Origin of the sequence: Streptomyces sp. OZ13, assembly GCF_052068155.1 — a bacterium.
Lineage (GTDB): Bacteria > Actinomycetota > Actinomycetes > Streptomycetales > Streptomycetaceae > Streptomyces.
Window position 1 is genome coordinate 270751 of sequence record NZ_JBQHCZ010000003.1, and the last position, 21148, is coordinate 291898.

Sequence of the window (21148 nt, forward strand, 5' to 3'; positions counted from 1 at the left end):
CGTCAGATGTGGGCGGCGCCCGCACCCGCCTCGGCGTTCTCGCCACGCTTGGTGAGCACGGCCACCAGGGCCGCGACGACCGCGACGATGCCGGCGACCGTGAACGCCAGGCCCATGCCTGACATGAACGTGTCGTGGATGACGTCACCGATCCTGGTGACGAGGTCCGGCGTCATGCCGGGGGCCTGGGCCAGTTCGCCGGGGACGGTGCCGAACTCGGCGGCCTGCTCCAGCCGCGGGTCCGCCGGGGCGGGGATGCCCGCCTCCTTCCAGTTGGCCGCGAACTCGGCGCTGACCTTGGCGGACATCACCGCGCCGAGGACGGCCGTGCCGAGCGCGCCGCCGACCTGCATGGCGGCCTGCTGGAGACCGCCGGCGACGCCGGAGAGCTCCATCGGGGCGTTGCCGACGATGACCTCGGTGGCGCCGACCATGACCGGCGCGAGGCCGAGGCCGAGGAGCGCGAACCAGAGGGACATCGCGAAGGTGCCCGTCCCCTCGGAGAGGGTGGTCATGCCGAACATGGCGACGGCGGTGCAGACCATGCCGCCGACCAGCGGGACACGCGGGCCGAACTTGGTGATCAGCGCCCCCGCCAGCGGCGAGGAGACGATCATCATTCCGGTGAGCGGCAGCAGCCGCAGACCGCTGTCGACCGGGCTCATCTCCTGGACGCCCTGGAGGAAGAACGTCACGAAGAACAGGCCGCCCATGAAGGCGAACGCCATCAGCACCATCAGCACCACGCCGGCGCTGAGCGGGACGGACCGGAACATGGCGAGCGGCACGAGCGGCTCGTCGACCTTGCTCTCCCAGAAGGCGAACAGGCCGAACAGAACCACGGCGCCGGCCAGCCAGCCGAGGGTGGCGGCGGAGCCCCAGCCCCACTCGCCGGCCTTGATCAGCGGCCAGATGAGGCTGAACATCGCGCCCGACAGCAGCAGGATGCCGAGGATGTCGAACGACTTCGGGGCGTTCTCCGCGCGGTGGTCCTTCAGGATGACCAGGCCGAGGACCACGGCGAGGATGCCGACGGGCACGTTGATGAAGAACACCGACTGCCAGCTGACGTGCTCGACGAGCAGGCCGCCGACGATCGGGCCGCCGGCCGTCGAGGCGCCGATGACCATGCCCCAGATGCCGATCGCCATGTTCAGCTTCTCGGCGGGGAACGTGGCGCGCAGCAGGCCGAGCGCCGCCGGCATCAGCAGGGCGCCGAAGAGGCCCTGCAGCACCCGGAAGACGATGACGAGGAGGATCGAGTCGGACAGGCCGATGGCCGCGGAGGCGGCGGCGAAGCCGGCGATGCCTATGAGGAAGGTCTGCCGGTGGCCGAAGCGGTCACCGAGCTTGCCGGCTGTGATCAGTGCCACGGCAAGTGCGAGCAGATAGCCGTTGGTGATCCACTGGACGTCGGCGAGCGAGGCGCCGAGGTCCTTCTGGATCGCGGGATTGGCAATCGCGACGATCGTGCCGTCCAGCGCGACCATCATCACGCCGATGGCCACGGAGAACAGGGTCAGCCAGGGGTGGCCGCGAAGCCCCTTGACCGGTGCCGGAGCGGAGTCCTGGGGATCCCTCGGCGCCTTTTCGACGGTGGTCTGACTAGTCATGCGAGAAGACTAATGACAGCGACTGACAGTTGACAAACAAGTTCACTAGTCGGTAACTGTCACGTGACTCAGCGGACAATGGACGCAGGTGGAAGCAGCGAAATGAGGAACATGAAGTGACCACGGCCGAGCCGACCGGGCTGCGCGCCCGCAAGAAACAGCGCACCCGAGACGCACTGGTACGTGTCGCCCTCGAGCTGTTCACCACCCAGGGATACGAGCGGACGACCGTCGACGAGATCGCGGAGGCCGTCGAGGTGTCCCAGCGCACCTTCTTCCGCTACTTCGCGTCCAAGGAAGAGGTCGCCTTCGCCGTCCAGGAGATCCTGGAGGCCCACTACGCCGTGGTGCTGCGCGGACGTCCCGCGGAGGAAGGCCCCTTCGAGGCCCTGCGCAATGCCGTGTTCGCCTCCTGGGACGCCATCGGGGAAGCGGTCGAGGAGATCGTTCCGCTCGATCTGTACATGCGCAGCTTCCAGATGATCGAGTCGACCCCGGCGCTGCTCGCCGCGCACATGCGCCGCTCCACCGAGACGGAGGAGGCGCTGGCCAGGCTCATCGCCGAACGGGAGGGGCTCGATGTGAACGCCGACCCCAGGCCCCGGGTGGCCGTGGCCGCGTTCAGCGGCGTGATGCGGGCCACAGGGCGGCTGTGGGGGCAGGGCGAGGATCCCAGCGTCGACGCGATCCGTTCGCTAACGGAGACGTTCCTCGACCACCTCGGTCCCGCACTCGCCGAGAACTGGCGCACCCGCGAGCGGCCCTCACCGTCCGGCCCTTGAGGCGCAGGACGCCTCCTCGTGCCCAACGACCGCCGTGCGCAGGGGAAATGCGCCCTGCCGAGCGCCGGGCCTCACGGAACGTCACCCTCCTCCCCATCAATCCCCCTTCCGACACGTGATGTACCTCACGCTCTTCGCGTAGGCCCGCACCCTTCTCCTAGGGTGTCCCGCAGTGACTTCCTTCGACTCCTCCCCCTCCCTGACCGCGTGGCGGACCCTGCTCGCCCTCGCGGTGGTGTTCGTGATGCTGGCGACCACCGGCTGGACCGCCGTACGGCAGCAGCCGGGCGCCCGTGACGCTCTCGAGGCCGAACTGGCGGGCTGGAGCAAGGGACGTATAGGCGCCCGTGAACTGCCCGGTCTGGACAGCGGGCCGCAGCGGTTCGCCGCCTTCTTCATGTCGATCGGCGGCGAGCGGAGCAGGCAACTCGCCAAGGACTACCCGCGCATCGTGGGGAATCTGAACGGGGCGCCGGTCACCCTCCGGTACCTGGCCAACCGCAGGGCCCTCTCGGACTCACTCGCCCGCGAGCGCAAGCGGGTGGGCGATCCCGGGCTCACGGCCGCCGGACACCAGCAGGCCGTACGGCGGATGCACCGGTTCCAGGCGCTGATGAACCCCGACCGGCAGATCCTCTCCTTCGACCCGTCCGGTGCCGGCCGGGTGGCCGAGGTCTTCGGGGACCTGGACAGGGCCCAGCGCATCTCGGTGGTCGTGCCCGGCGTCGACACCAACCTGCTCACCTTCCAGCGGACCGCCCGCAAGTACAGCGCGCCGGTCGGCATGGCCCGGTCCCTGTACGCCGCCCAGCGGGCGGCCGCACCCGGCATGCGTACGGCCGTCATCGCATGGGGCGACTACACGAGCCCGGTCGGGGTCGGCATGGAGTCGGCCATCGGACGGCTCGCGGAGAACGGCGCCGTCCGGCTCGTCGAGCTCACCGAGGCGCTTCCGGGACGCTCCCCCGTCTCACTGTTCTGCCACAGCTACGGCTCCGTGGTCTGCGGGGTCGCCGCACGGCAACTGCCCGCCCGGGTCGGCGACGTGGCCGTCGCCGGCAGCCCCGGCATGCGGGCGGAGAACGTCGCCGGCCTGCACACGAAGGCCCGGATCTGGGCGATGCGCGACGCCGACGACTGGATCGAGGGCGTACCGCACCTGGAGGTCGGCGGGCTCGGCCACGGTGAGGACCCGGTCCTCCCGGAGTTCGGGGCGCGGGTGCTCTCCGCGGAGGGCGCCGTCGGCCATACCGGCTATTTCGAGCCGGGAACCGAGAGCGTCCGCAATTTCGCCGGCCTGGGTGTCGGCGCCTACGCCGACGTGAGCTGCGCATCGGGCACCGACACATGCCGCAGTGGTATTTCCGGTGCCTGAGCGGGCTGACGCGCGTAGAGCCCGCCCAAAAGGGGTGGCCGCCGAGGGAAGACGCGCAGGCGTGAGCCGCATACGATGAGGCACATGGGTGATGTGCTGGCCGGAATTCAAGCCACCTGGGAGTTCGAGACCGACTCCGTGCTCATCCGCTTCGAACGGGGGATCCGCACACCGAAGCTCCTCTCCTCGCTGCGCGAACGCCGCATCCCGCACGAGGCGTTGGCATCGGTGACGCTCACCCCGGGCAAGCGCGGCACGGTGGTGCTGCACGCTGTGCCCAGACCGGGCGCGGATCCGCTGATGGAGGCGGCCGCCGGGCAGCTCAAGGACGTGTGCGACCCCTACCGCCTGGTGCTGCCGGCCGAGCGGGAGACGCTGGCCGAGTACTACGCCGACGAACTGCGCGCCGTCCTCGGCCCCGACGCCGGCCGGCCCGCGGACCAGTACCTCGTCTCCGCGCCCGAGGCGCCGCTCGGCTTCAAGGCCTACGACGGGAAGGCGTCCTTCGACGGCTCGCACGTGGCGTTCCGGTGGTTCTGGACGGGGGCTTCCTCCGCGAAGTGGAAGGCCGGCGACCAGAGTTTCGCCGTCTCCGAACTGTGCGGCGTCGAATGGCGCTCACCGGAGGTCTTCGACGGCTACCTGCGGCTGCTGCGCCGCGGCGCGGACGGCACGCAGGACGCGGGGCCGGCGGACCAGGACCCGGCGGCGGTCGTCTTCGGGCTCGGCTACGGGCCGGTGCACGAGTCGCTGCCGTTCGCCGCGGCGGTCCTCGAATCCGTCCGCCGCCAGAACCAGACCCCGGCCCTGACCGTGCCCGCCGCCCGCCGCGACCCGGCGGACATCGCGGACCGCATACGTCACCTGGGGGACCTCCATCTGGCGGGGCTCGTGACGGACGAGGAATTCAGCCGCAAGAAGGCGGAGCTCCTGGCGGAGCTGTGACGGGGCTTCACGGGGATCGGACCACGGTATGACCCGCCACCCACGACCGGAGTACGACGCCCCGGCCACCCCGCCCCGCCTACGCTGACCCCGTCATGCCAGAAACCACCCGCCCCGGCGCCGGCACACGTATCCGCGCCCGAGCCCGCGCCGTCGCGCGGCGTGCCGGACGACGGCTCGCCGCCGACCTCGGTACGCCGTCCGCCTCCACCGCTCCCCTCCTCGGGGGCGCCGGGAGCCGCTGGCTCCGGCTGCTCCCGTACGGCGTCGCCCTCGCCTTCGTCGCCACGCTGCTGCCCGTCACCACCACCGTGCTGACCCAGGACTACAAGCTCGGCGGCGCCGTCGCCGGCGCGCTCGCCACTGCGCAGACCGCGCCGCTGCTGCTCGCCGTGACCCGCCCGCTGCAGGCATGGTGGATCGTCCTCGGCGCCGACGTGGTCGGCGCGCTGGCGCTGCTCGGCGCGGACGGCACCGGCGACAGGACCTGGCCGTGGACCCCGATGGCCGTTGTCGGCCATCTGCTGCTGATGGCCTTCCTGGGGTTGCGCGAGCCGCGCCGCACGCTCCTTGCCGTGTGGCTGGCGACCGGCGCGGCGGGCTTCGCGCTCGAACTGGTCTCGCAGGAACTCAGCGACGGCGTGCATCTGCTGCTGTTCGTGCTCAGCGGCGTCGTCCTCGTCGTCACCGGCGCGCTGCGCGAACGCGGTGACGCCCAGCGCAGACTGATCGTGCAGGAGACCATCAGCGAGGCGGAGCGGGCCCAGCGCACGCTGCTCGAGGAGCGCGCCCGTATCGCCCGTGAACTGCACGACGTCGTGGCGCACCACATGTCGGTGATCACCGTGCAGGCGGACTCGGCACCGTACCGGATCGAGGCCCTCCCCGACGCCGCGCGTGAGGAGTTCACGTCGATCGCGGCGAGCGCGCGTGAGTCGCTGACCGAGATGCGGCGGCTGCTGTCCGTGCTGCGCAGCGAGGACGCGCAGGGCGAACGGGCCCCGCAGCCCGGTCTGGACAGGGTGCAGCAGTTGGTGGAGGCGACGGTACGGGCCGGGGTGCCGGCGGAGTTGTCGCTCGCCGCGGACCTCGGCTCCGTACCGCAGGCCGTGGACCTGTCGGGGTACCGGATCGTGCAGGAGGCGCTGGCCAATGTCGTACGGCACGCGCCCGGCGCGCCGACGCGGGTGTCGGTGACGTCCGACGGGTCCGACCTGACCGTGCTGGTCGTCAACGGCCCCGCCCCGGCGCCCACTTCGCCCCTGGAGACGACGGGGACGGGGCACGGGCTCGTCGGGATGCGGGAGCGCGTACGGTTGACCGGCGGCAGTCTCGACACCGGTCCGCTGCCGGACGGCGGTTTCCGGGTCGCGGCACGTCTTCCCCTGACCGCCGACGACACCGCCGGGACATCCGCTGAGAACGCGGGCAGGACCGGGAACAGCACGCACACCCAGCGGACCGAGGACGCCAGTTGACCATTCGCGTGATCATCGTCGACGACCAGGCCATGGTGCGCGCCGGGTTCGCCGCGCTGCTCGCGGCGCAGAGCGACATCGATGTGGTGGGCGAGGCTCCGGACGGCCGCAAGGGCGTGGAGGTCAGCCGCACCACGCACCCCGACGTGGTCCTGATGGACGTACGGATGCCGGAGATGGACGGGCTCGCCGCCGCACGTGAGCTGCTGAACCCGCCGACCGCCGTCGTGCACCGGCCCAAGGTGCTGATGCTGACGACGTTCGACGTGGACGACTACGTGTACGAGGCGCTGCGCGCCGGCGCGTCCGGCTTCCTGCTGAAGGACGCGCCGCCCGCCGACCTGATCGCCGCCGTACGGATCGTCGCCGCCGGGGAGGCGCTCCTCGCGCCGTCTGTGACCCGCCGGCTGATCGCGGACTTCGCCGCACAGCGGCCCGCCCCGCGCCGGGACCCTTCGCTGCGGCTGAACGGGCTGACGCCGCGTGAGACGGAGGTCCTCGAGCTGATCGCGCGGGGCCTGTCCAACCAGGAGATCGCCGGGCATCTGGTGCTGGCCGAGCAGACCGTGAAGACACACATCGGCCGCGTGCTGGCCAAGCTCGACCTGCGCGACCGGGCCCAGGCCGTGATCTTCGCCTACGAGTCGGGCCTGGTCCGGCCCGGCGAGGCCGCGGGCTGAGGCCCGGACCGGCCGCTCCGACCCTTCTCCACCCGGTGATACTCCGGTACGACACCGGAGTTGGCTCCCCGGTGTGACGTGCCGTCACCCGTCCCCTTCCTACCTTCCTCCCGCCACAGCAACGGAGTCGGGAAGAAGGAGGCGGGCCGATGCGCCGCTACAAGAGGACCCTGGTCGCCGTCGCGTTCGCGACGACGGTGGCCGCGGGAACCACCGGATGGGCCTCGGGCAACGCACAGCACCCGGTGACGGGGCCGCCGCCGGGCAGCGCCGCGTGGACGGCGGACACCTCGCTGGGCCGGGCCCTGCCCGACCCGGCATCGGCGGCGCCCGCGGAAGTCGCCGCGTTCTTCGGGTCGTTGAGCGACGACGAGCGGCAGTGGCTGGTCCACCGCCATCCGCTCGTCGTCGGCAACCTCGACGGCGTGCCCGTCCGGCTGCGCTACCGGGCCAACGCCCTTGCCCTGCGGGGCACCGCGTACGAGCGGCTCGCAGGGCGGCAGATCCTCGCCTTCGACCCGCGCGGCCGTGGTCAGGTCGCCGAGGTCCACGGGGACCTCGAGCGGGCCCGCCAGGTGTCCGTGGTCGTCCCCGGCTCCGACATCGACGCCGGGACCTTCGACCGGGCGAGCGACCCGTACGGCACACCCGCCGGCATGGCGACCGCCCTGCGGGCAGCGGCCGGCGGGGGCACCGCCGTCGTCGCCTGGACCGGCTACACCACGCCCGTCGGGGTCGGTCTCGACGCCGCTACCGGGAAGCTCGCGGAGGCGGGCGCGGCGCGGCTGGCCCGGTTCACCGAGGGCCTCGCCGCGACCGGCGCGCCGAAGCCCGTGCTGTTCTGCCACAGCTACGGCTCCGTCGTCTGCGGGCTCGCCGCCGACGAGGTGAACGCCCGCGACATCGTGGTGCTGGCCTCTCCCGGGATGCGCGCCGACCACGTGCGCGAGCTGCGCACGGACGCGCGGGTGTGGGCCGCCAAGGACGACTCCGACTGGATCTCCAAGGTCCCCGGCGTGCAGCTCCTCGACCTCGGCCACGGCAACGACCCCACCGACCCGTCCTTCGGTGCCCGCCGGATCCCCGCGGAACTGGCCGAGGGCCACACCGGCTACTTCGTGCCGGGCACCGACTCGCTGCGCGCGTTCGCCGCGATCGCGAACGGGGCCGCCGACCCGGCCGGGGCCGCCGACCCGGCCGGGGCCGGCGTCGCGGACCCGACCGCCGTCGGGGACCGGGCCGCCGTCGCGGGCGGAAGCCTGGAAGGAGTGGCGCGATGAGGCTCGTCGAGAAGATCGAGGCCCGGACGCCCGCCCACCGTGACCGCGCCATCGACGGGCTGCGGGCGCTCGCCCTGCTCGCCGTACCGACCGGCCACTGGCTGCTCGGCGGCTTCACCCTCGACACGGACGGCGCGCTGCACAACGCCAGCCCGCTCACGGCGTTCGGCTTCTTCGCACCGGTCAGCTGGGTGCTTCAGATGCTGGGCGTCTTCTTCCTCGTCGGCGGTCACGCGTCCGTCCTCTCCTACCACCGCCGCAGCGGCAGCACCGGTGCGTGGCTGCGGCAGCGCGTCGCCCGCCTCGGCCGGCCGGTCCTCGGCGTCACCGCCGTGTGGGCCGTGCTGATCCCGGTGCTGTGGTGGCTCGGGGTACCCGGCGACACGTTGCGGACCGGGTCGACGCTGGTGGTGCAACCCCTGTGGTTCGTGGGCGTGTACACAGTGATCACCGCCCTCACCCCGTACTGCGTACGCGCCGCCCGCCGCATGGGCGCGTGGGCGGCGGCGCCACTGCTGCTCACCGTCGCGGTGGTCGACCTGCTGCGGTACGGGCCGTACGCCGACGCCGGCGCGGTGCCGGGGTGGCTCGGACTCGTCAACATCCTCCCCGGCTGGCTGTTCGCCTACCAGCTCGGAGTGAGCTGGGGCGAGGGCCGCGTCGGGCGCCGCCATGCGCGGGGGCTCCTGATCGGCGGCGTGGCGCTGTTCGCGCTGCTGCTGCTCGTCTTCGACTACCCGGCGTCGATGGTCGGCGTGCCCGGCGAGGCCCGCACCAACTCGCATCCGCCGTCGCTGCTGGTCCTCGCGCTGGCCGCGGCGCAGAGCGGGGCGGCGATCCTGCTGCACGGCCGGCTCGGCCGGCTGCTGAGCCGGCCCGCGCTGTGGGCGCCGGTGGTCGTCGTCAACCTGTCGGCGATGACGATCCTGTGCTGGCACCAGACGGCGATGCTGGCGGCGGCCGTACCGGCGTCCCTCCTCGGGGAGATCCCCGGCCTGACCACGCCGCCGGACTCGGTCGGCTGGATCCTGGCGAGGGTGGCGTGGCTGCCGGTGTTCGCGTGCCTGCTGGCGCTGATCGCCCGCCGGGCGCGGGTCTTCGAGACGCCGTGGCCGCAGGGCGCGCGGAGTGCGCGTGCGGTGGCGGGGGCGCTGGCGGTGGGGTTCGCGGTGTTCGCGTTCGGATGGGCGTGACGGTGGGCGTGGCCGCTGCGCGGGGCGTGTTCGCCTCCCCTCCTCCCACGGCCCGGCGGCCGTGGGAGGAGCACATCAGGACGAGCGGCCATCGCCGGTACGGAGTCACACCGGGTCCGGCAGGCCCATGAGTGCGAGTTCGGCCGGGTCGACCACCGCGGTGATCTCGGTGATGCGGCCGTCGGCGACGGTGAAGGCCAGGACTGCGAGGGGGGTGCCGTCCTCGTTCCAGGAGATGACGCCGGGGCGGCCGTTGACGATTGCCGCGTGTCCGCGTGCCGCACTGCCGGCCACTCGTGCGCGGGTGGCGACTTCGGTGGCTCCGAGCGTGACGAACCGGCCGGTGGGGGTGTGGACGGTGAACTTCACTTCGGGGTGGAGAACCTGCAGCAGTTGCTCGAACCGACCGTCGCCGGCCGCCGCCAGAAAGGCCTGCACCACCTCGCGTTGCTGACGTCCTGCGCTCTCCGGCCGCGGGGAGGCCCGTACTTTTCTGCGGGCGCGGCTGGTGAGCATCTTCGTGGCGTCTGCGGACTTGCCGAGGATGGTGCCGATCTCTCCGTGGGGCACGGCGAACACGTCGTGCAGCACGAACGCCAGTCGTTCGTCCGGGCGCAGCGAGTCGAGAACCGTAAGGAGCGCGAGGCCGACGGAGTCCCCGAGTTCCACGAGGTCTTCCGGAGCAGGACCGTCGTCGAGCGTCACGGTGTACTCGGCCGGCCGGTCGTCCAAGGAGACTTCCGGGCGGGTCCGGCCCGACCGCAGGACATCGAGGCTGATGCGGCCGACCACGGTGGTCAGCCAGCCGCCGAGGTTGTGGATGGTGTCGGTGTCCTGGCGGGAGAGACGCAGCCACGCCTCCTGGACCACGTCCTCCGCGTCGGCGTGTGATCCGAGCACGCGGTGGGCGACGGCTCGTAGCCGGTCGCGATGGGACTCGAAGGCATCGGCGATCGGATCCGTGGACCGGGTACCGGGCATGGCGTTACCTCCGTGGAAGGCGCTCCGTCATAGGGGTGACGGGCACAAGCCCCGCAACGTAACCCGATGAAGGAGAGCACGCTCGTATGGAGAACCGACTCAAGAACAAGAGCACGAACAACCCCGACTTGTGGACCGCGATCCAGCACCTCCACAAGGCGATAGCCGCCGGGGGCGTCGACCCGAAGCTGCTTGTGCTGGTCCACCTGCGCGTCAGCCAGATCAACAGCTGCTCGGCGTGCGTCCACGCCAGTGTCGCCGGGGGGAAGAAGGCCGGTGAGACCGACGAGCGGCTGCACAACGTGGTGGCATGGCGCGAGGCGCCGTTCTACACCGCTGCGGAGCGGGCGGCACTGGCGCTGGCCGAGGCCGCGACGCGGTTGCAGGACGGTGCGGAGGGCGTGACCGACGAGGTCTGGGAAGAGGTCAACGCCCATTTCACCGAGGAGCAGATCGGCGCGATCAACCTGGAGATCGCGCTGACCAACTTCTTCAACCGGCTCAACCGCACCGTCAAGGAACCGGCCGGCCGGACCTGGGGCTGAGCCCGGCGTGGCACTCACCCACTGACCGCTCAGTGGCAACCGAGCTGCGGCCGGTGCGACGGTGACCGGGGGCCATGTAGCGCCGGTGCCACCACCCGGTCATCAGGCACGAGGGCCAAGGGCCGAACTCACGGCTGTGGGACGCGGACGGTGCGGAGCAGGTGGACGGGTCCGGGCGGTGGACGGGTCCGGGCGGTGGACGGTCACGGGAAATGGGGATCCCCCCACGGCCGTCAGGCCGTAGGGAGGGGTGAGGGAAACGCCCCGCAGGTGCTACTCCCGCGCCGTCGACGTCGACGACATGTCCGGGTACCGGTCGCCCGCCACCTGCCCCGCCACCGGTTCCAGCGACGCCAGCTCCGCCTCCGTCAGGACCAGCCGCGTCGCCGCCAGGTTCTCCCGCAGGCGCGTGGGCCTGCGCGTGCCCGGGATGGGGACGACCGTCAGGCCGTGGGCGTCGGCACGCTGGTGGACCCATGCCAGCGCCACCTGAGCCGCGCTCGCCCCGCGCGCCGCCGCGATCTTGTGGACGGGCTCCAGGAGCGCGGCGTTCCGCTGCGCGTTGCCCCCCGTGAAGCGGGGCTGGTGGCGGCGGAAGTCGTCCTCGGACAGGTCCTTGCCGGCGTCGGTGAACGCGCCGGTGAGAAAGCCCCGGCCGAGGGGCGAGTACGGCACGAGCGTGACACCGAGTTCGGCGGCCGCGCCGGCCGCACTGCGCTCCACGTCGCGGCTGAAGAGGGACCATTCCGACTGGAGGGCCGCGATGGGGTGCACGGCGTGCGCCTCGCGCAGTTCGGCGCCGGTCACCTCGCTGAGGCCGAGGTGCTTGACGAGGCCCCGTTCGACGAGTTCCGCCATCGCGCCGACGGACTCCTCGAGCGGCACGGCCGGGTCGCGCCGGTGCATGTAGTAGAGGTCGATGACGTCGACGCCGAGCCGCCGCAGACTGCCTTCGACGGAGTGCCGGATGTACGCGGGGTCGTTGCGCACGGCCCGGTAGTGGGGGTCGTCGTTCCGTACGATGGCGAACTTGGTGGCGAGCGTGATCTCGTCCCGGTGCGCGGCGACGAACGGCGCGAGGAACTCCTCGTTGGCGCCCCGCCCGTACACGTCGGCCGTGTCGAAGAATGTCACGCCCTCGGCGAGCGCCACCTCGAGGGTCTCCCTCGCCGCCGCCTCGTCGGTGTCGCCGTAGAACTCGCTCATGCCCATGCAGCCGAGGCCCTGGACGCCGACGAGGGGTCCTTCAGTGCCGAGGCGCACCTGTGCGATCTTGCTGTCGTTCATCAGGTCAGGACCTCTCCGGAGCCCGCCGGGCGTCCGCGTAGAACTCGATCTTGTGGTCCAGGACGGCGAGGGTGTCGTGGAGTTCGGCGATCCGGGCGAGCACGTCGCGCCGGGTGCGCTGGAGCAGTTCCGCGCGTGCCTCGAAGGTCGACTCGCCCTCCCGGACCATCTCGGCGTACGTGACCATGTCGGCGACGGGCATCCCCGTCAGCCGCAGTTTGCCGACGAAGGCCAGCCAGTCCAGGTCGCGGTTGGTGAACCGCCGCTGGCCCGTGTGGGAACGGTCGACGTGCGGCATCAGGCCGATCCGCTCGTACCAGCGCAGGGTGTGCGCGGTGAGTCCGGTGAAGGCGACGACCTCGCTGATGGTATAGCGGTCCTGCCCTTCGGGGCGCGGGTGCGCGCGGGGGGCGGCCTTGCAGAGATCGGTCCTGGCGGGGGTGCTCTCGATCACCGTCATGCCCTCCACGCTAAAACGTTGGAGTGCACTCGAAGCAAGCTCAATCCGCTGGCATTTCCGGCGCGGCCGGAATTAGCCTGCTGATCATGAGCCTCTCCCGCCGCGCCACCCCCGCCGATGCCGAAGAGCTGGTGCGTCTCCGCAAGGTCATGACGGACTCCGTCGCCGGGCCGAGCCCCGATGTCAGCTGGCAGCCCGCGGCCGTGGCGACGCTGCGCGACCGGCTCGCGGACCCGGACGGCACCCTCACGGCGTTCGTCGTCGAGCGTCCGGGCGGCGGGCTCGCCGCGTGCGCGGTCGGCACCATCGAGCACCGGCTCGGCAGCCCGGGCAACCCGGAGGGCACCTGCGGCTATGTCTTCAGTGTCGCCACGGACGAGGACATGCGCCGCCGCGGCTACTCACGTGCCTGCGTGGAGGGGCTGCTCGGCTGGTTCCGTGAGCGCGGCGTCCGCAAGATCGATCTGCGCGCCTCCGAGGACGGCGAGCCGCTGTACGCCTCCCTGGGCTTCGTCCGCACCCCTGACCCGGCGATGCGGCTGAGTCTGTAGCACCGTTTAGGCTCGTAGCCATGCAGAGCCTGGCGATGATCGAGAACTGGCCGGTACCGACCGCGGCGGCCGCCGTCGTACGAGCGGACGGCTCGGTCGCCGGTTCGCACGGCCCGACGGACCGGCGCTTCCCCCTCGCCTCCGTGACGAAGCCGCTCGCCGCCTACGCGGCGCTCGTCGCGTACGAGGAGGGCGCGATCGAGCTCGACGAGCCCGCCGGCCCGGAGGGGGCCACCGTCCGGCACCTGCTCGCGCACACGTCGGGGCTGGCCTTCGACGAGCACCGGGCCATGGCCGCGCCCGGCACCCGCCGGCTGTACTCGAACGCCGGCTTCGAAGTGCTCGGCGACCACATCGCCAAGGCCACCGACATCCCGTTCGCCGACTATCTCCACCAGGCCGTGCTGGAGCCGCTCGGCATGACGTCCACCACACTGGACGGCTCCCCCGCCAAGGACGGTGTGTCGACCGTCGACGACCTGGCGCGGTTCGCGGCCGAGGTGCAGGCGCCGCGGCTGCTCGACGCGCGGACGGTGCTCGAGGCCATGACGGTCGTCCACCCCGGCCTGTCCGGTGTGCTGCCCGGTTACGGGAACCAGAAGCCCAACGACTGGGGTCTGGGCTTCGAGATCCGCGACTCCAAATCCCCGCACTGGACGGGTGCTTCGTCCTCGCCGCGCGCCTTCGGCCACTTCGGCCAGTCCGGCACCTTCCTGTGGATCGACCCGGACGCGCGGGCGGCGTGCGTGGCGCTCACCGACCGGGCCTTCGGGCCGTGGGCGATCGAGGCGTGGCCCGCGTTCACGGACGCGGTGCTGGCGGAGCTGCGCGGCTGACGGGGCGTCCCGCCGACAGGTATGGGGGATCAGCCCGTCTCGGAAGGGGTCACGGTCGACGCCGGACGGCGGGCCCCGTTGTCGCAGGTCGCGGCGGGCTGTGGGCCGTCCGTGCCCACCAGGACCACCGGCACACCGCCGTTGTCGCTCTCCGCGTAAGCGACGGTGCACACGAGCTGCTGCCGGGCGACCCTGGTCAGCGGGGCCAGCGACGTGTCCAGAGTGAGCCTCGCTGTGCCCCCGGACATCTCGGTCCCCGCCACGGTCGACGGATCGGGCAGCGACGGTGCGTTGCTCAGCCCGGCCCGTTTCTCGGCCGTGTTCGGGCCGGCCAGCAGGGCCGCGACCGTCTTGGCGGTCGACGGCGGCTCCGTGGCGGTAATCGACTCCGGGCCGACGGCTCCGTCCCAGACCCTCGTGTCGACCGATCTCGGCGACGGCACCAGCAGGCCGTCCGGGGAGAGGAAGAACGCCATCATGCGGTGCTCGCGGGCCGGCAGGACGTCGAGCGTCGCCGGACCGCCCGCCTCGATGACGTCCGTCTTCTGAATGCCGCAGCCGGTGAGCACGAGCAGCGCCGCCAGGGCCGTCGCCGCGCGGACGCGCCGTCTCATGCCGTCGCCTCCTGGCTGCCGTGCGGCCCGTGCAGCGGGATCTCGACGGTGAGGACGGCCCCGCCGTCCGGTCCGTTCGCGGCCCGGATCGTCCCGCCGTGCAGGCGGACGTTCTCCTGGGTGATGGCCAGTCCGAGCCCGCTTCCGGCCGAGCGGGTACGGGCCGCGTCGGCCTTGTAGAACCGTTCGAAGATGTGCGGCAGCACCTCGGGCCGGATGCCGGGTCCGCTGTCGGCCACTTCGACGACCAGCAGTTCGCCCTGGACCGACAGCCGTACGGTGACGGGTTCCGAGCCGTGCCGCAGCGCGTTGCCGACCAGGTTCGCGACGACGACGTCGAAGCGCCGCGGATCGAGGCGCGCCCGGATGCCGTCGGGGAGGTCGGTGCGGACCCGCTCGCCCCAGCGGCGGTGGTCCAGGGTCTTGCGGACGGTCTCGCCGACGTCGACCTCGTCGGTGTTCAGTTCCGCCGCGCGGGCGTCGAACCGGGAGATCTCCATCAGGTCCTCGACGAGCACGGCGAGTTTGCCTGTCTCGGCGCTGATCAGCCGCACGGCCCGCGCGGTGTCCGGGTCCAGGCCGTCGGCGTCCTCGTCGAGCACCTCGGTGACGGCGAGCATCCCGGCCAGCGGGGTGCGCAGCTCGTGCGAGACGTCGGAGGCGAAGCGCCGGGCCCTCGCCTCCGCCTGCTGCAGCTCGTCCACGGACCGTTCGAGCTGGCCCGCGGACTCGTTGAACGTGCGGGCCAGGTCGGCGAGTTCGTCGCTGCCCCGGACCGGGATACGGGTGTCCAGCCGACCGTTGCCCATCGAGCGGGCGGCGCGCCGGAGTTGGCGCACCGGGCGCAGCACACCGCGCGCCGCGATCAGCGCGGGTATCAGAGCGACGGCGAGTCCGGGCAGTGCCCCCTTGCGGGCGGCGGTGACGAGGGCGTCGACGTTCGCCTCCTCGTCGGTCATCCGCATCACGGCGAACAGCACGAGTCCGCTGGGCATGCTGCTGCCGGGGCCGGTGCGCACCAGGACGGGCACCCCGATGGTCAGGTACGGAACGCCATTGCTGACGACCCGTTGGAAGCTGCCCCGGGAGCGGGCGAGGGTCATGCGTCGCAGATCCGGCGTGATGACGGTCGATGCGGGGTTGGTGCCGGAGGACACGCGCAGCGAACCGTACTCGGCGAAGACGACCCAGGGGTGCGGCTTGGACTTGCTCGCGATCGCGAAGAGGTACTCCCGGAGCATCGCCGGGTCGATCGGCAGCTCCGGGGCCAGGGTCTCGACCTGCTCGCGGAACGAGGCGACCGCGGTGTCCTGGGCGCTGGCCAGGACGGCGCTGCGCGCCTCGCGGTAGGTGAGGGTGGCGGTGGTCCCCGCGCTGACCGCGGCGACCAGCAGGAACGCGAGGACGAGGCGGGTGCGCAGCCCGAAGGGGGCGATCCGGCGGTCACGGGCCGCGGCGCCCGTGCGGCGGCGGGTCACAGCGGTCCGAAGCGGTAGCCGAAGCCCCGCAGGGTCTGTATGTAGCGCGGACTGCCCGGTGTGTCCTCGATCTTGTTGCGCAGCCGCCGTACGCACGCGTCGACGAGCCGCGCGTCACCGTGGTAGCTGTGCTCCCAGACGTGTTCCAGCAACTGCTGGCGGCTGAACACCTGCTCCGGCGCGGCGGTCAGGTGCAGGAGCAGCTTCATCTCGGAGGGCGCCAGGGCGAGGCGTTCGCCGTTCTTGGCGACGGTGAGCCCTGCGCGGTCGATCGCGAGTTCGCCGTGGAACTCGACGGACGGACGGCCGCCCGGCGCCTCCATCCTGCGCAGCACGGCACGGATACGGGCCTCGATGACCTCGGTGCGGGCGGGTTTGACGATGTAGTCGTCGGCGCCCGCCTCGAGGCCGATGACGACGTCGAAGTCGTCGCCGCGGGCGGTGAGCATGATGATCGGCAGCTGGCTGTCCTCCCGTACCCGGCGGCAGACCTGTACGCCGTTCATGCCGGGCAGCATCAGGTCCAGCAGCAGCAGGTCGGGACGGAACTCGGCGAGCGCGGCGAGCCCGGACTCGCCGGTGGCCGCGGTCCGCACCTCGTGACCGCGGCGGCGCAGCCCGAGCTCGACGCCTTCGCGTACGGAGGGGTCGTCTTCGATGAGGAGGACGCGGGGCATCGGTGGGGCTCCAGGTCGTGATCAGCGGCGGGTGGGCAGGGCGCGGCGCAGCCGGGCGGCGGCGCCGGAGAGCAGCGCGTCGAGTTCGGTGAGCCGCAGCGGCCGGGCGAGCGCGGCGAACACCGCGGCGATGGCGAGCATGCCGGCCGCGGCCTGGGCGGCGGGCCCGGCCGGCGCCGCCCAGCGTGCCACCAGGAGGCCGAGTGCCGTGGCGGGGACGGCGGCGGTGAGCAACCGGGCCTGGGCGGCGACGGTTGCGGAGCGCCGCAGTCCGGCGGGGCGCGCCGCCCCGGGCACCGCCGGTGCGATGCGGCGGCGCAGGACGGTGGCGGTCAGCAGCCAGCCCGCGAACAGGGCCAGCGAATAGGCGCCGGCGATCCCGGTGACGGCCCAGCGGGCGGGCAGCAGCAGGTAGGCGGCCAGGGACAGGCCCGCGTTGAGGCCCGCTATCAGGAGGTTCAGAAGAAACGGCGTACGGGTGTCGGACAGGGCGTAGAACGACCGGGACAGCACGTACTGCCCCGAGAACGCGACGAGTCCGGGCGCGAAGGCCATGAGCGTGCCCGCCATGACGGCGATGTCGTCGGCACCGGTGCGCCCGTACTGGAAGACGAGGGCCAAAACCGGCTGGGCGAGGGCGAGCAGGACGCAGGCGGCGGGCACCACGAGGGCGGCGCTCTTGCGCTGGGCGTACGCGATGTCCCGGCGCAGTCCGCCCGTGTCGCCGTCGGCCGCGGCGGCGCTCATCCGGGGCAGCAGGGCGGTCATGAGGGAGACGGTGACGATGCCGTGCGGCACGGCCCACAGGATGTAGGCGTTGTTGTAGGCGCTGAAACCGGCGCCCTCGATGCCGACTGCCTGCGCCTGGAGCCCGGCGGTCGTGGCCAGCCGGGTCGTCACCCAGAACGCGGCCTGGTTGGTCAGCACCAGCAGCACCAGCCAGCCCGCGGAGCGCATCGGCCGGGTCAGTCCGGCGCCGCGCCAGTCGAGGCGGGGCCGGAAGCGGAAGCGCGCCGCCCGAAGGGCGGGCAGCAGCGCGAGCGCCTGCACGGCGATGCCGGCGGTGGTGCCCCAGCCGAGGAGCGCGGTCTCGGACGGGGAGAGTCCGCCGCTGCCGCCGGTCGCCAGGTACAGGCCGAACACGGCGATGACGACGACGTTGTTGAGGACGGGTGTCCACATCATGGCGCCGAACCGGCCACGGGCGTTGAGCACCTGCCCCAGCAGGGTGAACAGTCCGAGGAAGAAGATCTGCGGCAGGCAGTAGCGGGCGAAGGCGACCGTCATGGCGGCCTGTTCGCCGTCGTAGTCGGTGTACGCGCCGATCATCGCGGGGGCGGCCCACACGGCGGCGCCGGTGAGCACCAGCAGGGCGAGGACGCAGAGCGTGAGCAGCCGGTCGGTGTAGGCGGCCCCGCCGTCGGCGTGCTCCTTGGCCGCCTTGACGAGCTCGGGCACGAAGACGGCGTTGAGCGCGCCGCCGAGGAGGAGCATGTAGACGATGGTGGGGACCGCGTTGGCGACGGCGTACCCGTCGGCGACCAGACCGACGCCCAGCGCCGAGGCCACCACGGCGGACCGTACGAAGCCGGTGGCCCGTGACACGACGGAACCGGCCGCCATGAGGAGACCGCTCCGCGCGACGGACCCGCCGTCGAGGGCCCCCTCCCCACTCTGCTCCCGGCCTTGTTCCTCCTGGGCGGCAGCGGGGCCGACGTCCGGGGCGCCGGCGGCCGTCGGCGCGGTGTCGGCGAGGCGGCTCACCGGCGGGCCAGATAGGCCTGGAACGCGCGGTACAGCGCGTGGTTGGCGGTGCCGTCCAACGGTCTCTCCCATTCCCCCAGCGTCTCGACGACCTCGCCGCCGGTGCCGAGCTTCCAGCGCAGCAGCCCGTACGGACGGTCGTCGGGGTCGAGGGTGGAGGGTACCCCGCGCATGTCGTAGACGTCGGCCCCGAGTGCCTTGGCGTCCAGGAGCATCCGCCATTGCAGCAGGTTGGAGGGGCGGACCTCACGGCGGTGGTCGGCGGAGGCGCCGGTCTGGTACCAGACGCGGCGCCCCACATGGATCATGGTGTGCGCGGCGAGTATCTCGCCGCCGTGGCGGGCGAGGTACAGCTTCATCCGGCCGGGCTCCTCCGCGTTGAGGGCCGCGTACTGGCGCTCGTAGTACGCGAGCGACCGGCCGAGCCGGAAGCCGTCGCGTTCCTCCGTGATGCGCAGCAGCCGGTAGAACTCGGGCAGGTCGGCCGCGCTGCCGACCACCACCTCCACGCCGGACTTCTGCGCGCGCCGGACGTTGCGCCGCCACTCCTGGTTCAGCCCGGACCACAGGTCCTCCTGGGTGCGCCCGGCGAGCGGGACGCGGAAGACGTGACGCGGCTGCGCGTCACCGTCGTCCTCGCCGCCGCACCGCTGCCAGCCCCGTGCCCGCAGCCGCTCCGCGACCGCCGTGCCCAGCGGATCCACCTCGGTCGCGAGGACGTCGGACAGCCGGCGCCCCGGCCCCGTCGCCGCCTTCAGCCCGGCCGCGCTCCAGCTGCGGTACGCGGGCGACGGCCCGATCCGTACGGCGAAGGCGCCCGCCGCCCGCAGATGCCGCAGCAGCGGGTCGAGCCAGGCGTCGATTCCGGGGTCCGCCCAGTCGGCGACGGGCCCCTCCGGCAGGTAGGCGAAGAACTTGCGCGTGCGCGGCAGTTGGCGCAGCAGGACGAGCGCGGCACCGGACAGCGCGCCGGAGGACGGATCGGGCCCCCAGCCGACGAGCCGGGCCTGCCAGCCCTCCTTGACCTGCGCCCAGGACGGGCACTGGAGGAACCCGGCGCCGAGGTCCGAACCGGTGCGGGACGCGAGGAACGCGCGGTACGTCGCGGCGTCGACGGAACCCAGCGGTGTTTCCTGGCCGCGGGCGGCGGCCGGCACGAGCAGCGCTGACACGGTGTGAGCCTCTCTCTGGGTGACGACGAGGATGCTCACAGCCGTCCGTGACCGCTCCGCGCGGCGGATGTGACCGGACGATGACCGTTCGTCTGCAGTCGCTGTCACATCGCCGCAGCGCCTCTCACCTGCGCTTCTGCCGCTCTAGAGTCGCCACGAACCCACCCATCGACCACTGACGGAGGCTCCGTTGAGCCACATACGTGTGCGCATCGCGGCGGCCGCGGTGCTGCTGGCCCCGCTCGCCGCCTGCTCGTCCGGATCGGGCACGCCCGCCGCGGACGGCAAGGCCGGAGCCTCGACGGCGGCCGAGGACCGCCCGGCGACGGTGACCGTTTCTCCGCAGGGCAAGGCCGTGCGGGCCGGCGTGCCGGTGACGGTCACCGCGACCGGCGGCACGCTCACCTCGGTCACCGTCACCGACGCCGAGGGCCACTCCCTCGCGGGCAAGCTCTCTACGGACAAGGCGAGTTGGAGCTCGCGACGCAAGGCCGTCCCCGGCGCCTCGTACAAGGTCACCGCCGTGACGGCCACCAAGGCCGGCACGAGGAACACGGCCACGTCCACGTTCACCACGGCGTCGGCCGACAAGGTCAACAAGGTCGACTGGCGGCCGGGCGCCGACACGACGGTCGGCATCGCCCAGCCCGTCTCCCTGGTCTTCGACAACCCGGTCACGGACAAGGCCGCCGTCGAGAAGCAGCTGAAGATCACCACCTCCGGCGGCACGGAGGGCTCCTGGGGCTGGATGGAGGACTACTCCGGCCGTGACCGGATCGACTGGCGGCCCAAGGAGTACTGGAAGCCCGGCACCAGGGTCACCCTCCGGGCCGAGCTGAACGGCACCGACTCCGGCGACGGCGGCTGGTTCGTCCGCGACTACGCGACCACGTTCACGATCGGCGCGAGCCAGGTCGTCAAGGTCGACCTCGACCGCAAGCAGCTCACCCTGGAGCGGGACGGGAAGGCGGTCCGTACGATCCCGGTCTCCGGCGGCACTCCCGGCGGCGACAAGCGTTCCTGGCGCGGGACGACGGTCCTGATGGCCAAGGAGGGCACGATCAACATGAACTCCGAGACGGTCGGCCTCGCCGACGCCTACGACAAGATGGTCGACTTCTCGATGCGGCTCACCTGGTCGGGGATGTACGCGCACGCGGCGCCCTGGAACGACAGGTGGATGGGCAAGGCCAACAAGAGCTCCGGCTGCATCGGCATGAGCGACGCGAACGCCGCCTGGTTCTACGCCCAGGTCCGCCCGGGCGACCCCTTCGAGATCAAGGGCAAGGACACCAAGGGCGTCCCCGCCCCCGGCAACGGCTTCGGCGCGTGGAACGTGCCGTGGACCGAGTGGCAGGCGCGCAGCGCGCTGCGCTGAGCCGAGCGGGGGTGCGGGCGGGCGGTCACCGGTCCGGCGACCGCCCGCCCTTCGTGCGA

20 protein-coding genes are annotated in these 21148 nt (G+C 72.3%); 11 read left to right on the forward strand and 9 right to left on the reverse strand.

All coding sequences use genetic code 11. From position 1 onward, the window contains the following. Positions 1-2: 2 nt before the first annotated feature. Complete coding sequence (locus tag ACTMTU_RS08295; protein WP_441262829.1) at positions 3-1613, reverse strand: MFS transporter; 1611 nt, start codon at positions 1611-1613, stop codon at positions 3-5. A gap of 116 nt (positions 1614-1729) precedes the next feature. Between ACTMTU_RS08295 and ACTMTU_RS08300 the strand changes: the two genes are divergently transcribed. The 7 genes from ACTMTU_RS08300 to ACTMTU_RS08330 all read left to right on the forward strand — a co-directional run bounded on the left by ACTMTU_RS08300 (position 1730) and on the right by ACTMTU_RS08330 (position 9346). Beyond that, positions 1730-2395: a TetR/AcrR family transcriptional regulator gene (locus tag ACTMTU_RS08300; RefSeq protein WP_441262830.1), complete on the forward strand. Its 666-nt coding sequence runs from the start codon at positions 1730-1732 to the stop codon at positions 2393-2395. A gap of 172 nt (positions 2396-2567) precedes the next feature. Beyond that, positions 2568-3770, forward strand: coding sequence for an alpha/beta hydrolase (locus tag ACTMTU_RS08305; RefSeq protein ID WP_441262831.1), 1203 nt, complete (start codon positions 2568-2570; stop codon positions 3768-3770). Between the two features lie 84 nt (positions 3771-3854). Further along, positions 3855-4715, forward strand: a complete 861-nt coding sequence (locus tag ACTMTU_RS08310; protein WP_441262832.1) for a DUF4429 domain-containing protein — start codon at positions 3855-3857, stop codon at positions 4713-4715. A gap of 95 nt (positions 4716-4810) precedes the next feature. Further along, complete coding sequence (locus tag ACTMTU_RS08315; RefSeq protein ID WP_441262833.1) at positions 4811-6193, forward strand: sensor histidine kinase; 1383 nt, start codon at positions 4811-4813, stop codon at positions 6191-6193. Further along, positions 6190-6873 (forward strand): response regulator, encoded by a 684-nt coding sequence (locus ACTMTU_RS08320; RefSeq protein ID WP_441262834.1) that lies wholly within the window; start codon positions 6190-6192, stop codon positions 6871-6873. The genes ACTMTU_RS08315 and ACTMTU_RS08320 overlap by 4 nt, the downstream gene beginning before the upstream one ends. A gap of 149 nt (positions 6874-7022) precedes the next feature. Further along, positions 7023-8153 (forward strand): alpha/beta hydrolase, encoded by a 1131-nt coding sequence (locus ACTMTU_RS08325; RefSeq protein WP_441262835.1) that lies wholly within the window; start codon positions 7023-7025, stop codon positions 8151-8153. Beyond that, complete coding sequence (locus ACTMTU_RS08330; protein ID WP_441262836.1) at positions 8150-9346, forward strand: acyltransferase family protein; 1197 nt, start codon at positions 8150-8152, stop codon at positions 9344-9346. The genes ACTMTU_RS08325 and ACTMTU_RS08330 overlap by 4 nt, the downstream gene beginning before the upstream one ends. A gap of 105 nt (positions 9347-9451) precedes the next feature. On the opposite strand, the gene ACTMTU_RS08335 is transcribed toward ACTMTU_RS08330, so the two are convergent. Continuing rightward, entirely contained in the window at positions 9452-10327 is an 876-nt protein-coding gene (locus ACTMTU_RS08335; protein WP_441262837.1) for a sigma-70 family RNA polymerase sigma factor, read from the reverse strand. A gap of 86 nt (positions 10328-10413) precedes the next feature. Here ACTMTU_RS08335 and ACTMTU_RS08340 point away from each other — a divergent pair, with 86 nt between their 5' ends. Beyond that, positions 10414-10872 carry a carboxymuconolactone decarboxylase family protein gene (locus ACTMTU_RS08340; RefSeq protein WP_441262838.1) on the forward strand — a complete coding sequence of 153 codons (459 nt, stop codon included), beginning with the start codon at positions 10414-10416 and terminating at the stop codon, positions 10870-10872. 273 nt (positions 10873-11145) lie between these two features. Here the strand turns inward: ACTMTU_RS08340 and ACTMTU_RS08345 are convergent, their stop codons facing one another. Together ACTMTU_RS08345 and ACTMTU_RS08350 are read right to left on the reverse strand one after the other, a co-directional pair. Beyond that, the gene (locus ACTMTU_RS08345; protein ID WP_441262839.1) at positions 11146-12159 is read right to left on the reverse strand and encodes an aldo/keto reductase; all 1014 of its coding nucleotides are present in this window, start codon (positions 12157-12159) and stop codon (positions 11146-11148) included. Positions 12160-12163: 4 nt separating this feature from the next. Next, the gene (locus ACTMTU_RS08350) at positions 12164-12619 is read right to left on the reverse strand and encodes a MerR family transcriptional regulator (RefSeq protein WP_441262840.1); all 456 of its coding nucleotides are present in this window, start codon (positions 12617-12619) and stop codon (positions 12164-12166) included. 86 nt (positions 12620-12705) lie between these two features. Between ACTMTU_RS08350 and ACTMTU_RS08355 the strand changes: the two genes are divergently transcribed. Continuing rightward, entirely contained in the window at positions 12706-13170 is a 465-nt protein-coding gene (locus ACTMTU_RS08355) for a GNAT family N-acetyltransferase (protein WP_441262841.1), read from the forward strand. 20 nt (positions 13171-13190) lie between these two features. Further along, the gene (locus ACTMTU_RS08360; protein WP_441262842.1) at positions 13191-14006 is read left to right on the forward strand and encodes a serine hydrolase domain-containing protein; all 816 of its coding nucleotides are present in this window, start codon (positions 13191-13193) and stop codon (positions 14004-14006) included. Between the two features lie 29 nt (positions 14007-14035). Here the strand turns inward: ACTMTU_RS08360 and ACTMTU_RS08365 are convergent, their stop codons facing one another. Genes ACTMTU_RS08365 through ACTMTU_RS08385 form a run of 5 tightly spaced genes read right to left on the reverse strand, consistent with a single transcriptional unit; the run spans position 14036 to position 19711 of the window. Further along, positions 14036-14620 (reverse strand): hypothetical protein, encoded by a 585-nt coding sequence (locus ACTMTU_RS08365; RefSeq protein WP_441262843.1) that lies wholly within the window; start codon positions 14618-14620, stop codon positions 14036-14038. Continuing rightward, positions 14617-16098: an ATP-binding protein gene (locus tag ACTMTU_RS08370; RefSeq protein WP_441262844.1), complete on the reverse strand. Its 1482-nt coding sequence runs from the start codon at positions 16096-16098 to the stop codon at positions 14617-14619. The genes ACTMTU_RS08365 and ACTMTU_RS08370 overlap by 4 nt, the downstream gene beginning before the upstream one ends. After that, positions 16095-16775: a response regulator transcription factor gene (locus tag ACTMTU_RS08375; RefSeq protein WP_159692327.1), complete on the reverse strand. Its 681-nt coding sequence runs from the start codon at positions 16773-16775 to the stop codon at positions 16095-16097. Before ACTMTU_RS08375 ends, ACTMTU_RS08370 begins: the two co-directional genes overlap by 4 nt. A gap of 21 nt (positions 16776-16796) precedes the next feature. Beyond that, positions 16797-18539 carry a murein biosynthesis integral membrane protein MurJ gene (gene murJ, locus ACTMTU_RS08380; RefSeq protein ID WP_441262845.1) on the reverse strand — a complete coding sequence of 581 codons (1743 nt, stop codon included), beginning with the start codon at positions 18537-18539 and terminating at the stop codon, positions 16797-16799. After that, complete coding sequence (locus ACTMTU_RS08385) at positions 18536-19711, reverse strand: lipid II:glycine glycyltransferase FemX (RefSeq protein ID WP_441262846.1); 1176 nt, start codon at positions 19709-19711, stop codon at positions 18536-18538. Before ACTMTU_RS08385 ends, murJ begins: the two co-directional genes overlap by 4 nt. Positions 19712-19901: 190 nt before the next feature. Between ACTMTU_RS08385 and ACTMTU_RS08390 the strand changes: the two genes are divergently transcribed. After that, on the forward strand, positions 19902-21089 hold the full coding sequence (locus ACTMTU_RS08390; RefSeq protein ID WP_441262847.1) for an Ig-like domain-containing protein: 1188 nt from the start codon (positions 19902-19904) through the stop codon (positions 21087-21089). The last annotated feature ends 59 nt before the right edge of the window (positions 21090-21148 follow it).